Origin of the sequence: Photorhabdus thracensis, from assembly GCF_001010285.1 — a bacterium.
Classification (GTDB): domain Bacteria; phylum Pseudomonadota; class Gammaproteobacteria; order Enterobacterales; family Enterobacteriaceae; genus Photorhabdus; species Photorhabdus temperata.
This window is the reverse complement of record NZ_CP011104.1, coordinates 4,199,300-4,214,763: the sequence shown is the minus strand read 5'-3', so window position 1 is coordinate 4,214,763 and position 15,464 is coordinate 4,199,300. Positions and strand designations below refer to the sequence as shown.

13 protein-coding genes are annotated in these 15,464 nt (G+C 41.8%); 10 read left to right on the top strand and 3 right to left on the bottom strand.

Annotated elements, in window-relative coordinates; genetic code table 11:
- The first annotated feature begins 177 nt into the window (after positions 1 to 177).
- Positions 178 to 1,287, top strand: a complete 1,110-nt coding sequence (gene ydiK, locus VY86_RS18350) for an AI-2E family transporter YdiK (protein WP_021322971.1) — start codon at positions 178 to 180, stop codon at positions 1,285 to 1,287.
- Between the two features lie 454 nt (positions 1,288 to 1,741).
- Here ydiK and ppsA read toward each other — a convergent pair whose 3' ends face one another.
- On the bottom strand, positions 1,742 to 4,120 hold the full coding sequence (gene ppsA / locus VY86_RS18345) for a phosphoenolpyruvate synthase (protein ID WP_046976023.1): 2,379 nt from the start codon (positions 4,118 to 4,120) through the stop codon (positions 1,742 to 1,744).
- Between the two features lie 217 nt (positions 4,121 to 4,337).
- Here ppsA and ppsR point away from each other — a divergent pair, with 217 nt between their 5' ends.
- The 8 genes from ppsR to VY86_RS18305 all read left to right on the top strand — a co-directional run bounded on the left by ppsR (position 4,338) and on the right by VY86_RS18305 (position 12,611).
- Positions 4,338 to 5,213, top strand: coding sequence for a posphoenolpyruvate synthetase regulatory kinase/phosphorylase PpsR (ppsR, locus tag VY86_RS18340; RefSeq protein ID WP_046976022.1), 876 nt, complete (start codon positions 4,338 to 4,340; stop codon positions 5,211 to 5,213).
- A 141-nt stretch (positions 5,214 to 5,354) separates the two neighbouring features.
- Positions 5,355 to 6,401: a 3-deoxy-7-phosphoheptulonate synthase gene (locus VY86_RS18335; protein ID WP_046976021.1), complete on the top strand. Its 1,047-nt coding sequence runs from the start codon at positions 5,355 to 5,357 to the stop codon at positions 6,399 to 6,401.
- A 168-nt stretch (positions 6,402 to 6,569) separates the two neighbouring features.
- Positions 6,570 to 6,767: a hemin uptake protein HemP gene (gene hemP / locus VY86_RS18330; protein WP_046976020.1), complete on the top strand. Its 198-nt coding sequence runs from the start codon at positions 6,570 to 6,572 to the stop codon at positions 6,765 to 6,767.
- 88 nt (positions 6,768 to 6,855) lie between these two features.
- The gene (locus VY86_RS18325; protein ID WP_046976019.1) at positions 6,856 to 8,898 is read left to right on the top strand and encodes a TonB-dependent hemoglobin/transferrin/lactoferrin family receptor; all 2,043 of its coding nucleotides are present in this window, start codon (positions 6,856 to 6,858) and stop codon (positions 8,896 to 8,898) included.
- 32 nt (positions 8,899 to 8,930) lie between these two features.
- Positions 8,931 to 10,004 (top strand): hemin-degrading factor, encoded by a 1,074-nt coding sequence (locus VY86_RS18320; RefSeq protein ID WP_021322966.1) that lies wholly within the window; start codon positions 8,931 to 8,933, stop codon positions 10,002 to 10,004.
- Positions 10,001 to 10,819, top strand: coding sequence for a heme/hemin ABC transporter substrate-binding protein (locus VY86_RS18315; RefSeq protein WP_046976018.1), 819 nt, complete (start codon positions 10,001 to 10,003; stop codon positions 10,817 to 10,819). Before VY86_RS18320 ends, VY86_RS18315 begins: the two co-directional genes overlap by 4 nt.
- Positions 10,816 to 11,817, top strand: coding sequence for a FecCD family ABC transporter permease (locus tag VY86_RS18310; RefSeq protein ID WP_046976017.1), 1,002 nt, complete (start codon positions 10,816 to 10,818; stop codon positions 11,815 to 11,817). Before VY86_RS18315 ends, VY86_RS18310 begins: the two co-directional genes overlap by 4 nt.
- Entirely contained in the window at positions 11,817 to 12,611 is a 795-nt protein-coding gene (locus VY86_RS18305) for a heme ABC transporter ATP-binding protein (RefSeq protein ID WP_046976016.1), read from the top strand. The genes VY86_RS18310 and VY86_RS18305 overlap by 1 nt, the downstream gene beginning before the upstream one ends.
- Before the next feature lie 50 nt (positions 12,612 to 12,661).
- Here the strand turns inward: VY86_RS18305 and VY86_RS18300 are convergent, their stop codons facing one another.
- Positions 12,662 to 13,276: a hypothetical protein gene (locus VY86_RS18300; protein ID WP_046976015.1), complete on the bottom strand. Its 615-nt coding sequence runs from the start codon at positions 13,274 to 13,276 to the stop codon at positions 12,662 to 12,664.
- 264 nt (positions 13,277 to 13,540) lie between these two features.
- Here VY86_RS18300 and VY86_RS18295 point away from each other — a divergent pair, with 264 nt between their 5' ends.
- Positions 13,541 to 13,903 carry a helix-turn-helix domain-containing protein gene (locus VY86_RS18295; protein WP_046976014.1) on the top strand — a complete coding sequence of 121 codons (363 nt, stop codon included), beginning with the start codon at positions 13,541 to 13,543 and terminating at the stop codon, positions 13,901 to 13,903.
- Between the two features lie 906 nt (positions 13,904 to 14,809).
- Here VY86_RS18295 and VY86_RS18290 read toward each other — a convergent pair.
- Complete coding sequence (locus tag VY86_RS18290) at positions 14,810 to 15,175, bottom strand: hypothetical protein (RefSeq protein ID WP_046976013.1); 366 nt, start codon at positions 15,173 to 15,175, stop codon at positions 14,810 to 14,812.
- Positions 15,176 to 15,464 lie beyond the last annotated feature (289 nt).

The window sequence follows — 15,464 nt, the reverse complement described above, 5'->3', positions numbered from 1 at the left end:
TACTATCTTTGAATTGATGCCCGAGTCAGTCGTAACCATTAACCACCGTTAACTGACGTGTCTGAGAAGGCAAGCGGTTACCTTATCATAATATTCACCTATTTTGAGTAACCTGTAGATAACATCCTATTTATTCATTATCGTTAGCGCCACTCAATTCCTTAGAGAAATTAACTTATGGACAAATCTCAACCGTATTATGATCTACCAAAACTATTGTTTACTTTAATTTTTCTTTCACTCTTAATTGTTACCAGTTTCTGGGTGATGAAACCATTTATCCTTGGTTTTGTCTGGGCAGGAATGGTGGTTATCGCCACATGGCCTTTACTGGAAAAAATACAAAACAGTTTATGGGGTAAACGGTGGATTGCAGTTTCCATCATGACGTTATTATTAATTCTGTTGTTTGTGATCCCCATCGCATTACTGGTCAGTAGCTTATTGGAAAACAGCGCGCCATTAATTCAGTGGGCTAAATCCCCGGCTAATTTTCAAATGCCGGCAATGACCTGGCTGGACAGCATTCCGCTGGTTGGCAATAAACTTTACAGCGGCTGGAACTCATTGATCACTGATGGTGGCAATGTGCTGATTGCTAAAGTCCAGCCCTATGTCGGAGAGGCGGCAACCTGGTTCTTTACTCAGGCAGCCAATGCCGGGCGCTTCGTTTTCCATCTTGGTTTGATGGTGCTATTCAGCGTGCTCCTATATCTGAAAGGCGAACAGGTGACGATGAGTATTCGCCATTTTGCCGTTCGCCTGGCAGATAAACGCGGAGATGCCGCCATCCTGCTGGCGGCACAATCCATCCGCGCTGTCGCGCTCGGCGTCGTCGTTACTGCGCTGGTTCAAGCCATTATCGGTGGTCTTGGCCTGGCCGTTTCAGGGATCCCTTATGCTACGTTGCTGACAGTACTTATGTTTGTCTGTTGTGTTGCCCAGCTTGGTCCATTGTTGATTTTAGTGCCGGCTGTTGCCTGGCTTTACTGGACAGGTGATACAACCTGGGGCACCGTGCTATTGGTTTGGAGCTGCATAGTGACAACAATGGATGGATTTCTTCGTCCATTTTTAATCCGTTTAGGCGCTGATTTACCGATGGCTTTGATATTAACCGGCGTTATTGGCGGAATACTCTCATTTGGCATGATTGGCTTATTTATCGGACCGGTTGTATTAGCCGTTGCTTATCGTTTATTAATTGCCTGGATGAACGAAGTCCCAGCACCTGAAAATGATTTAACAGAAACTGAAAAATATCTGGAAAAAGAATTTTCAGAATAATTTGTATGACGATTAATTCTGTCTCACATAGCGAAAGAGGGTTAACCCTTTCGCTAAACCATAATCTTAAAAACTAATCATTCATTTGAAATACTCATTTGTTTTTATTTGTTAGATATCATTATTGTAATCACAATGTTAAAAAAAGGTTAAATTTGGTTTTTTATAGCCGTAAATAATCCGAAAATTAGGACAATTCTTAATGAATAAACTATTCAACTAAATTAATATAAGCGGGCTGTAAACGAGACGTTTATTTCTCCTTTTGATAGTTCTATTTATTAGAAACGCGTATATTGCTGTGTGTAGTCCTTGCCTATCACGCCCATGGTAGGCTTTTTTTTTTCACTATTTTTATCCTTATTCTGTGGCGTTGTCATCAGTTACTTTATCCATTAAAAAACCCGCCATTTATTCTGACGGGCCTTTAGTTTCAATTGCGTATTATTCTCAGTTAACTCTCTTTCGCTAATCCCAACCAAGTTTTCACCACGGTATCTGGGTTCAATGACAAGCTATCAATTCCCTCTTCCATCAACCAATGAGCAAAATCCTGATGGTCTGAAGGCCCCTGCCCGCAAATTCCCACATATTTATTTTGCCGCTTGGCCGCCTGGATAGCTAATGAGAGCATAGCTTTGACCGCATCATTGCGCTCATCAAATAACTCAGATACCACGCCGGAATCCCGATCCAAGCCAAGAGTAAGTTGAGTCATATCATTAGAACCAATAGAAAAGCCATCAAAGTGTTCAAGGAACTGTTCCGCCAGAATTGCATTAGACGGAATCTCACACATCATAATAACTTTCAATCCGTTCTCACCACGCTTCAACCCTTGTGACGCCAATTCAGCAATAACGGCTTCAGCCTGAGCGACAGTACGCACGAACGGGATCATAATTTCGACGTTGGTCAGCCCCATATCATTACGTACACGCTTAACCGCTTCACACTCCAATGCAAAACAACCGCGGAAACTGTCAGAGACATAACGCCCCGCACCACGGAAGCCCAACATCGGGTTCTCTTCATCAGGTTCGTAAATGTCACCACCAACCAGATTGGCATATTCATTGGATTTAAAGTCAGACAGACGAACAATAACCCGCTTCGGCCAGAACGCAGCCGCCAGTGTTGCGATCCCTTCAGTCAGGCGTCCAACATAGAACTCAACCGGATTATCATAACCCAACATCAGAGATTTTATCTCTTGCTGCAATTCCGGCGTTTGCTGATCAAACTCCAGTAATGCGCGAGGATGTACGCCAATCATTCGGTTAATAATAAATTCCAAACGGGCAAGACCAACACCTTCATTTGGCAAGCAGGCAAAATCAAATGCGCGGTCAGGATTACCCACATTCAACATAATTTTCACATCAAGCTCTGGTAATTGATCGACCTGAGAACTTTGTACAATGAAATCCAGTTGATTTTGATAAACAAAACCCGTATCGCCTTCCGCACAAGAAACCGTCACCGGTTGATTTTCTTTCAGGCGTTCCGTTGCATCACCACATCCAACAACCGCGGGAATGCCCAATTCACGGGCAATAATCGCTGCGTGACAAGTCCGGCCACCACGATTAGTCACGATCGCAGCCGCCTTTTTCATAATCGGCTCCCAATCCGGATCGGTCATATCAGTGACCAGAACATCACCCGGCCGGATACGATCCATTTCATTTAAGTTATGAATAACTTTTACTGTACCCGCACCAATACGATGACCTATGGCGCGCCCTTCCACCAATACCTGACCTTGTTCATTCAGTTGATAGCGTTCCATAACCTGTTGGTTTGAGCGGACAGTCTCAGGACGCGCCTGAACAATATATAACTTGCCATTATGACCATCTTTGGCCCATTCAATATCCATTGGCCGGCCATAATGTTTTTCAATCAACAGCGCCTGACGGGCTAACTCTTCAACTTCTTCATCAACTAAAGAGAAACGATTGCGTTGTACTTCCGGCACATCTTCGATACATACCTGCTTACCATGCTCTTTATTATCAGCGTAGATCATATGCAGTTTTTTAGAACCCAAATTGCGGCGAACAATAGCGGGTTTACCCTTATTCAGCGTTGGCTTATGAACATAGAATTCATCCGGGTTCACTGCCCCCTGAACAACCATCTCACCCAATCCGTAAGCAGAAGTAATAAAGACAACCTGATCAAATCCCGATTCAGTATCAATAGTGAACATCACACCAGAAGAGGCGAGATCAGAACGCACCATACGCTGTACACCGGCTGATAACGCAACCCCCCGATGGTCATATCCCTGATGGACACGATAAGAAATAGCCCGGTCATTAAACAGTGAAGCAAACACATGCTTGATGGCAATCATCACAGCATCAATGCCTTGTACGTTCAGAAAAGTTTCCTGCTGCCCGGCAAAAGAAGCATCCGGCATATCTTCAGCTGTTGCCGAAGAACGCACGGCAAAAGAAGCTTCTGGCTCCCCTTCAGACAACTGTTGATAAGCGGCCTGAATATCTTTTTCCAATTGCGGCGTCAATGGCGTATCAATCACCCATTGACGAATTTGTGTACCCGCTTTAGCCAGTTGATTCACATCATCAACATCAGTTTCATCCAGCAAGCTATAAATACGCTGATTGACACCACTTTGCTCCAGGAAATCATTAAATGCCTGTGCAGTGGTCGCGAAACCATTCGGGACAGAAACCCCCAATTCTGACAGGTTAGTGATCATTTCTCCCAGGGAGGCGTTTTTACCACCAACCCGGTCAACATCATGCATACCTAATTGGTTATACCAAAGCACATTACACGGAGGGAGGTTATTGTTGGGCATTAAAACAATCCTTTTAACATTCGTGAGGTACAAGTCGGAAAATTGGCACTGCATTTTCAGCAGCCATAAATAGACTAACACAATGTTTTGGCACACATAGAAAGGTGAATCGATCAACCCAACACATTATTTTTTTCTCAGGTATACTTTGCAGGAAATTGATGCCCAATCTCATTTAACTAAACGATCGGAAAGATAAAAGGCCACTATAAATATCATGACAAAATCCAGATTAGAAATATCATCAGAAAATAATAGTGTTGAGAATAGTGTTGTGCGCACCGTTTTCTTTATTTCTGATGGAACAGCAATTACCGCAGAAGTATTGGGCCATGCTGTATTATCACAATTTCCCATCAAAGTAACCTCATATACCCTCCCTTTTGTTGCCAGTGAAGCCCGTGCAAAAGAAATAAAGCAACAAATAAATCAAATATATCAGGATACGAGTATAAGACCTTTAGTTTTCTATTCCATTATCTCTTCTGGAGTGAAAAATATTATCACCAGCAGTGAAGGTTTCTGTCAGGACATTGTCCAAACACTGGTAGCCCCATTACAGAAAGAGACCGGCCTGGAACCCAAACCTGAACTTAACCGTACTCACGGTCTGACCGAAAAGAATCTCAGTCAGTATGATGCACGCATAGCAGCAATTGACTATGCTCTGGCACACGATGACGGTATCTCTTTACGTAATCTTGACCAGGCACAGGTTATTCTACTGGGTGTGTCTCGCTGCGGAAAGACGCCTACCAGTCTCTATTTAGCCATGCAATTTGGTATTCAGGCTGCAAATTATCCTTTTACCGCAGATGATATGGATAATTTACAATTACCAGCAACATTAAAACAATTTCAGCATAAGCTATTCGGTTTAACTATAAGCCCTGACCGGCTGTCCGCTATTAGGGAAGAACGCCGAGAAAATAGCCGTTATGCATCATTGAGGCAATGCAGAATAGAAATTTCCGAAGTTGAAGCTTTATTCCGTAAGAATAAGATTAATTATCTTAATACCACCAATTATTCTGTTGAAGAAATCTCGACCAAAATAATCGATACGATGAAGCTGAACCGCCGTATGTTTTAGAAATATATCAATATGAATAATTGAAAAAAATTTATGATGTAGCTAACTATATTGTTTGTTTAATTTAGTCATTTTCGTTTATTGTAATTTCAGTTACCCACAGGTATATCCGCTAGTGTAAAACGAACTTTGAGAAAATATATGTACAAAACAGATGGTTTAAGGACTCACCGCGTCGATAGTTTGGTAACACCTCAGGCTCTGGCAATTCAATATCCTGTATCTGAAAAAATCGCCAACAATGTGACAACGTCACGAAAACGTATTGCAGATATTCTATCTGGGAATGACCCACGACTTATGGTTATCGTCGGTCCTTGCTCTATTCATGATATTGATGCTGCCTTAGATTATGCTCAACGACTGAACACATTACGTGAAAAATACCAGCACAGACTGGAAATCATTATGCGTACCTACTTTGAAAAACCGCGTACAGTCGTGGGCTGGAAAGGTTTAATTTCAGATCCGGATCTTGACGGCTCCTGCCAAATTAATCATGGTATTACTTTGGCACGGAAATTACTGGTTGATGTCAATGAGTTGGGTTTACCTACAGCAACCGAGTTTCTGGATATGGTGACCGGCCAGTATATTGCTGATCTCATTAGTTGGGGAGCTATCGGAGCCAGAACAACAGAAAGCCAGATTCATCGGGAAATGGCATCAGCCCTCTCCTGCCCGATTGGCTTTAAAAACGGCACCGATGGCAATATCCGTATCGCTATAGACGCTATCCGCGCATCCAGTGTCTGTCACACCTTTCTATCGCCGGATAAGCATGGTCAAATGACCATCTATCAAACCGAAGGCAACCCATACGGCCACATTATTATGCGTGGTGGCAAACAACCTAATTACAGTGCCGGAGATATTGCCGCAGCTTGTGATCAACTACGTGAATTTGATTTACCAGAGCACTTAGTTATCGATTTCAGTCACGCTAATTGTCAGAAAATACATAAACGCCAACTGGACATTGCGAAAGAGGTAGGCCAACAGATTAAAGAGGGTTCTGCGGCGATTGTCGGTGTAATGGCTGAAAGTTTTCTACTTGAAGGTGCCCAAACAATCATTCGAGGGCAACCGCTGAATTACGGTCAATCTATTACAGATCCTTGTCTAAGCTGGCAAGATACAGAGCGACTTCTTGCAATTCTTGCCGAAGCAGTCAATTTCCGCTTTTGAATCCTCTTCTGAGTTAGCCTTTTATTCACAAAAGGCTAACTTACAACAGATCAATAAACTACGTTAATATGTTGATCCTGAACATCAAAAATATTGCTTGAAGTCACCTCTCCATATAACGATAATGATTCTCACTATAATAATAGTTAGTATTCGCTAAGTGGATTTATGACTAAAGTATGTCACCAACATTCCTGCATTGCACTTGAAGAACGGTGCAATACTTATCCTGATGAAATCGTACAAATTGGTTACATTGACAGTAAACAACTGTTAGGTGAGTCAGGAATTACCCGAATTCGCCACCAAGGGGAACTCTACCAATTGCGCCAAACTAAAGCCGGAAAGCTGATACTAACTAAATAAAAAATAACTCAGCCAGCCACCCAGATCGCGTATCGGGGCAGCCAGCTATATCCATAAATCATAAAATATTCTTATGGAGATTCGTCTGATGTCTCAAACAGCAAGATCAACACTCAATCTATCAGTATTAAGCCTGGCGATTATCAGTAGCTTTTCAACCGTATATGCAGCAACAAAATCGTCCGATTCTGATAGTGATAAATCATCCCGCGATGTGATAACTGTTTATGCAACAGGTAATGAAAGGGATAGTTTCGAAGCACCCATGATGGTGACGGTGATAAATAATAAATCAGCACAAAGTCAAACAGCCGGTAATGCCGGCGATCTCATCAGAAAAATACCCGGCATTAATATAGCCGGTATAAACCGTGCTAATGGGCAAGACATCAGTCTGCGTGGTTATGGGCCAAAAGGTGTTTTGACATTAATTGACGGTATTCGGCAGGGCACCGATACCGGTCATATTAATGGTACATTCCTGGATCCGGCATTAATTAAACAAGTCGAAGTTGTACGTGGTCCTTCAGCTCTGCTCTACGGCAGTGGTGCCTTAGGCGGTGTTGTTGCTTATCAGACTGTCGATGCCGCAGATCTGCTGCAAGCAGGTCAAAATCACGGATTTCGCGTTTTCGCCCGCGGTGCAACCGGTGACCATAGTATGGGTTTTGGTGGTGCAACTTTCGGGAAAACAGATTCTCTGGATGGTTTGTTTGCTTTCAGTACTCGTGATGCAGGCAATATCCGCCATGGCGGTGGCTTGACGGCTGATAATGATGAATTTATCAGTAACCTGATAGCAAAAGGCAATTGGAAAATTGATGAGAATCAATCTCTAAGCAGTCAGTTACGTTATTACCGTAATGAAGCTGACCAACCTAAAAATCCGCAAACGCTCATCGGGAAAAATGAAAAATCTGACCCGTGGACGGATCGGACGACAACTCAGCGTGATGCCCAACTCAGCTACCAGTTAAATCCGGCAGAATATGATTGGTTAAATGCCAAGGCTGACCTTTATTATTCGGATGTGACTATTGATGCCCGCACTCAAGAAAAGGGGTTCGAAGGCCGCAAGCAGAAAACCTATGGTGTAAAACTAGAAAACCGCTCCCGCCTGTGGACAGACAGCCCATTGGCACACCAACTTACCTACGGTGGTGAAACCTACCAACAGAAACAAACCCCAGGCGGTAACACTGATAGCTTCCCCGATGCCGATATCCGCTTTTCTTCCGGTTGGGTGCAGGATGAAATAACCCTGCGCGACTTGCCAATATCTATTATCGCCGGTACCCGTTATGACAACTATAAAGGGAAAAATTCCAAATATAAGGATGTCAGCGCTGATAAATGGTCCTCCAAAGGGGCTATCAGTATTACACCAACTGATTGGTCAATGCTGTTTACCTCTTATGCTCAAGCGTTCCGTGCACCGACAATGGGTGAAATGTATAACGACTCCAAACATTACTCGATGGGACCAATCACTAACTACTGGCTCCCTAACCCTAACCTTCGCCCAGAGAGCAATGAAACATGGGAATCGGGTTTTGGATTACGTTTCGATAACCTGCTGGCAGACAATGACGAACTGAAATTCAAAGCCAGCTATTTTGATACCAAATCTAAAGATTATATTAAGTCAGATGTCATTAATCCTCTCAGGACAAAAACAGGCCAACCTATATATACGAATACAACATCTATTAATATACCCAGGGCCAAGATCTGGGGTTGGGATGTTTCTATGAACTATGAATCCAATCTGTTTTCCTGGGAGCTGGCTTATAACCGCACTGAGGGCAAGGACGAAAAGAGCGGCGAATCTCTCGACAACCTCAGCCCAGATACTATCACCAGCACACTGGATATCCCTGTTGCACAAACCGGTTTCTCTGTTGGCTGGATAGGTCAATTTACCAAGCATACTGATTTTAAAGGGCAAGATAAACAACAGGCTGGCTATGGCATTAATGACTTCTATATTAGCTATCAAGGTGAAGGAATGTTAAAAGGTGTGACCACTACCGCTGTTCTGGGTAATGCCTTTGATAAAGAATACTACTCACCACAGGGAACACCGCAGGATGGCCGCAATGCCAAACTGTTGGTGAGCTACCAGTGGTAATTTAATATACTGTATTTTCAAGGAGTTAAGTTGTGAATTCATCACTTTATGAGCGTTACCTGCAAGCCAAAGCTGATAATAAAGCCAAATATGCCCGCGATCTGGCTGCTTATCTGAATGTCAGTGAAGGTGAGTTACTGCACAGCCGCGTTGGGATAGATGCCAAACGCCTTGACATTGACGCACCAACTTTACTGGAAGAACTGGCTGTTGTTGGTGAAACTAAAGCGATTACCCGCAATGATTTTGCCGTCCATGAACAAATTGGCCGGTATGAAAACACACGTTTCAGCAACCATGCAGGGCTGATCCTGAATCCGCGTGAACTCGATTTGCGGATATTCTTTGATCACTGGAGCAGTGTGTTTTATCTGGTCGAGCCAGCAAAAAAGGGTATGCGCCACAGTATTCAATTTTTTGATCGTCAGGGTGATGCGCTGCATAAAGTTTATGCAACGGATAATACCGATATGGCAGCCTGGGAAACACTGATTGAAAAATATCAGACAGAAGAAAACCCGGCACTGATTATCAAACCTATCGAAGAAGCCAGCTATTCAACCATAACCAATGAACTGAAAGAGCAGCTTGATAAAGAATGGCGGGCAATGACTGACGTTCATCAATTCTTTATCATACTCAAACGTCATAACCTGAGCCGCCAGCAAATTTTCGACGCGGTACCGAATGATCTGGCTTACAGAGTGGAAAATTCTGCACTGAATGAGCTCATTAATGCCGCTTATAGCGATCAGAATGAAATCATGATTTTTGTCGGCAACCGTGGTTGCGTACAAATTTTCACCGGCAAGCTGGAACGCCTGATGCCATATCAGGAGGAAAACTCAGATCAGAAATGGATTAATATCTTTAATCGTAATTTCACACTACATTTAATAGAGAGTGCTATCGCTGAAAGCTGGGTAACCCGTAAACCAACTTCTGATGGTTTCGTCACCAGCCTTGAGTTATTTGACGCTAACGGCAATCAGATCGCTCAACTGTTTGGTCAGCGTACAGAAGGCACTTCTGAACAAACTCAGTGGCGTGAGCAAGTGGCTGCTCTGCCAAAACTGCAACCAGTACAGGAAGAGCGTATAGCATGAAACAATGGCTTCTGACATTTGTCCTTGCGGTATCGTTCAGTGCTTTTTCTACTGAACGGATCGTCACCATTGGTGGCGATGTATCTGAAATTGTTTTTGCACTTGGTGAAGGGAAAAAAGTTGTCGCCAGAGACAGCACCAGTCAGAAACCAACAGAATTGCTTGCCCTACCCGACGTCGGCTATATGAGATTGCTCAATCCTGAGGGCATTCTTTCTATGCATCCGACACTGGTTCTGACCAGTGAGCTGGCAAAACCTTCACTGGCATTTAAGCAACTCCAGGATTCTGGTGTAAACGTTATTCAGATAACCGGAAAAGCATCGTTAGAAGCCGTTCCTGAGAAAATCAAGACCGTCGCCAAGGCGGTCAATCAAGCTGAACGCGGCGAACAACTGATTAAGCAATATCAGAAAAAACTGGCAGACATCCCAACAACCCCATTGCCAACCCGTATTCTGTTTGTGATGAGCCACGGGGGTATCATGCCAATGGCTGCCGGGCAAAAAACCGCAGCCGATAAAATGATTCGTGCTATTGGCGCGACTAATGCAATGCAAGGTTTTAACAGTTACCGCCCTCTTTCACAGGAGGGTGTTATTGCCAGTGCGCCAGATTTATTACTGGTGACTGAAGATGGCATTAAATCAATGGGCGGCTTGGATAAAATCTGGCAATTACCGGGCTTGAAACATACCCCGGCAGGTCAGAAACAACAGATTTTAATTGCCGATGATATGGGCCTGCTTGGTTTTGGCCTCGAAACCCCTACAGTGATGAAGCAACTACGACAGGCGGCGGAGAAGGCCCAATGAGCCGTATGAAGTCTCCGGGATTGGGTTTAGCGTTTCTTTGTCTGCTACTGTCTGGGTTGGCTATTGGCTCCGCCAATCTGGGCGCATTAACACTATCTTTTAAGACATTGTGGGAATCCCCGATCAGTGATCCCCAGTGGCAAATCTGGTTGAACATCAGATTACCAAGAGTATTATTGGCGATGCTGGTTGGCTGTGCTTTAGCCGCCTCCGGTGCGGTGATGCAAGGGCTATTTCGTAACCCACTGGCAGATCCTGGCTTACTGGGTATGAGCAGTGGAGCAGCACTGATGGTTGCAATGGCGATTATTTTGCCCGTTAGCCTGCCATCTGCCATTGCCGTATATGGGCACATTATTGCCGCATTTATTGGTAGCCTGTTAATTTCATTACTGATTTTTTCACTGAATAAATATAACCAAGGAAATTTGGCTCGTTTATTACTGGCCGGGATCGCCATCAATGCGCTCTGCGCATCCGCTATTGGAGCCCTGAGTTATATCAGTGATGACCAGCAACTACGCCAATTCTCTTTATGGATGATGGGTTCACTCAGCCAAATAGAGTGGCCGACTCTGGCAATTGCCGCTTCCTTAATTATTCCGGCTTCCATCCTGACTTTCAGTCAGGCCCGTAAACTGAATCTGTTGCAATTGGGAGATGAAGAAGCCCACTATCTCGGCATTAACGTCCAGCGCACCAAATTCCAGTTATTACTCCTCAGCGCCCTGCTCATTGGTAGCGCCGTTGCATTAAGTGGTGTTATTGGATTTGTCGGGTTGGTTGTCCCCCACCTGATCAGAATGCGGTTTGGTGGCGACCATAGCTGGCTGCTTCCCGGTGCCGCATTAGGTGGCGCCTCTCTTCTGCTTACCGCAGATACACTGGCAAGAACATTGGTTTCCCCGGCAGAAATGCCCGTGGGTTTAATTACGGGTTTGATCGGTGGGCCATACTTTCTATGGCTGATACTCAAACAGCCAGGGAGCCGGATATAATGGAAGTCATAAAAAATAATAATTTTCTGCAAGCACAAAATCTGAGTTATTCAATTGGCAACCGGAAAATTATTGATAATGTTTCGCTCTCAGTAAATAAAGGTGAAGTTGTCGCCATTATCGGACCCAACGGCGCAGGAAAATCCACATTACTGCGACTGCTGACAGGATATGTGAAACCTGAACAGGGGCAATGTTATTTACAGGGAACACCCATTGAGCAATGGCCAGCTCAACAGCTGGCCCGAACCCGGGCCGTCATGCGTCAGTACAGTTCACTCTCTTTCCCTTTCAGTGTGGAAGAGGTCATTGCTATGGGGCGCTCTCCTCATGGTATTCATCATCAACAAACAGCAATCGATACCGTTATTGAACAAACGGATTGCCAAGAGTTACGCTACCGTGACTACCGGCAATTATCCGGTGGTGAACAACAAAGAGTACAATTAGCCCGTGTCCTTGCCCAACTCTGGTCTCCAACACCGACAGAGTGTTGTTTGTTTCTTGATGAACCGACATCAGCCTTAGATCTTTATCACCAACAACATACGCTGCGTCTGCTTTACCGGCTGACACGGGAACAACCGATGGCAATGTGCTGTGTTCTGCATGATCTCAATCTTGCCGCTCTCTACGCAGATAAAATTTTTCTGTTACATAAAGGGAAACTAGTTGCGGCAGGTACGCCAGAAGAGGTACTGAGTGATCAAGTTCTAAAAAAATGGTATCAGGCAGATCTTGGTATTACCCGCCATCCTGAGACTCAACAACCTCAGATTTATTTGAGGCAATAATGACAAAAGCTGACAGGCAAATTATTTTAGCTATTTGCCTGTCTTGCTTTTTACTTACGAAATTTTATTGCATCAGGCAGATACCAGAAAGTTGCAACCAGGCACAAACAATAACCCAGAACTTCGCACCCTTCTTCAGCCATATTTTTTACAATTCGATCAAAATTTTCCAGCATTAAACCTTGCCATAACACGCCCATACCAAATAGACGGGAAAAAACCAACACACACAAGATACCTGAAACCATCATGCCGTAACTTTGATGACGGGCAAAATGAGTAAGCCCAACCAATGTAACCCGACCTCGGTAAACAGCGTAAAAAATACAAATTAACGCCAACGGAATAGCAACCCACGCCCAAGCACCATGAAATATTACATCAAATATGGAATCCAACTCTCTTATCAATAAACAAGCAAAAAAACCTGATATCAAGACTAATGCAGGACGCAATTGACTATTCTTTTTTGCTTCCAGAAAAAATGCAGCAGAAATAACAAACAGTATACTCTCCTGAGAAATTTCCGTTAATGAACTCTCCTTCACTGCATTCTGCAAATAGACAACATCGATAAAAAGTAAGCCGATAACTATGGACAAAATCAGAGCATAAAAAACAAAAAATGCCAGTTTTTTAGTTAAAAAAGCCACGTCCGATTGCATTACAACCTCCATTAAATTAAATGACGCACGATGATACTGCTTTAAATAAATTGGTGAAGATCATTTGATGCTACTTGTTGTTAAAGCAAAGGAAATTTACACAAATAAGGGTAATGATCAATTATAAATAGCACTTTTTGCCTATAGAAATTTCCAATTTATCTTAAAATACTCAAAATAATAACTAACGTTATTATAATTACAGGAATAGATAATTAACTCTAATATTTTAGCAACTAGCCCACCATTAGTGGGAGGTAGAAAATGTCAGAAACTGTAGTAAACGATATTGTCAGATGGCTTGAAACCCAGCTTCAATGTAACGAAGGTATAAAAATAGATACCATTGCTAATAGGAGTGGTTATTCAAAGTGGCATCTGCAAAGGGTATTTAAAGAGGTGAAAGGCTGTACTCTGGGTGAATATGTCCGCAAACGGCGTTTGCATGAAGCAGCAAAATCTCTGCGTGAAGAAAATCTGCCGATTCTTGACATTGCTCTACAGTATGGCTTCAGTTCTCAAGCAACATTTACCCGGATCTTTAAAAAACACTTTAACACCACACCGGCCAGATTCAGAGAGAACGGTAATCTGCCTGAATTAAAGTATTTTTTACGTTGTGAGTAATAACCAATTTGCTAATTGTCTTATTGATAGTATCTCCCTTAATGGCCAATAATTTTATTGGCCATCTCTATTTTATGCTATTTGGGTTCACTAACTCTCCCAATGGAACAAAAACCAGATAAGAATTTCCCAGATAGCTAACTGATTAATTTGACATTTATTTTCCTTGCATAAATAAGAGTACTTAATATCATTTCACTTTGGCTAATCCCAGTTTATTTCTTCAAAATGGAGGACATATTTCCATAAATCTTCTAGCATTACTTAACCGTTACCACATATATCAGCATACGTAATTTCAGATAGCAACTTCATGAAATGACAACAAAACCCGCTCTATTTTATTAGCCCACGTGAATAAACCAGTTAATATAACTTCAAAATAAATAGTATAATATATATTCCATTGATGATATCAATTGTTAACTTACATCCTTTAGAAAACAGTAAGATTTAAAAATATTCTCATACAAATTACAACTATACTTTATAATATTTTATATTTAATAAGTAAATTCATTCGTATTGGCAACATTATTACCGAATAGCATTGATTTACTTATAAAACAGTATTCATTAGAATATATTTTCTATAATATCTAGTGACCAAATAAAGCTAATAAAAAATTATCTATAGGTATTTTTCTCCTAAAATTCAAGGTATGCGTAGTTACTAATAAATATAAACCCTGAAGATTGAACGTCAGGGTTTTATTTAAAATTAATTTCAACTTACTTTTTATCCAAATAGACCTTATTCTTACAAATAGTTTGAACACTGCCCAGGCTTAAAATGGCAAATAAAATAACCTAATAGGATGTGCTCTTAGTATTTTAATAAAAATAATAACAAATCATATTTTCCATAGGAATTCTCATTACATTATAGTCTTACCTATCATTCTCTTAAGTATTTGGATCTGTTTTTGGATCTGTTTTTGGATCTGTTTTAGGGTCTGTTTTAGGCTTGTCAGTCTTAAATGATACGCCGTTGATATATCCATAATCTTTGTATATATATCCGGTAGTTCTAATATTGACCTTTTTCGAATTAAGGTGTGCAAGAACCAAACTTATTAGACTACCATACCCTTGATAACCGCCATCACTTTTATCCAGAAGAAAATCCTTGGTCTTACCTTCTCCATCAGTAATTTGTACATGAGCATTGTCTCTCGCTATTTCTGGAGCAATTTCAATGGAAGATACAGTTACATCAGAAATCAATACATTAGAAGAAATTATTTCAGCAGAACTATTTTGATCAGTCATAATATATTACTCCTTATAATATTAAATTCAGCATCAAGTTATAAATATAGAAATTCATATTACACCAAAAAACTCAACTAACTTATCAACATCTATATTCGATCATTATAATCCATAAATTTAAGATATAATAATACTTTACAATTTTAAAAATAGTGTAGAACTAATAGTCTGTCAATAGAAAATCAAAAAAAGCTGAACTAAAAAAGATAAACACTCAACATATTAATTGATAATAGCGAAGTCAAAATCACCCTATATATTTTATTTTTAACTCAGCAATAAAATA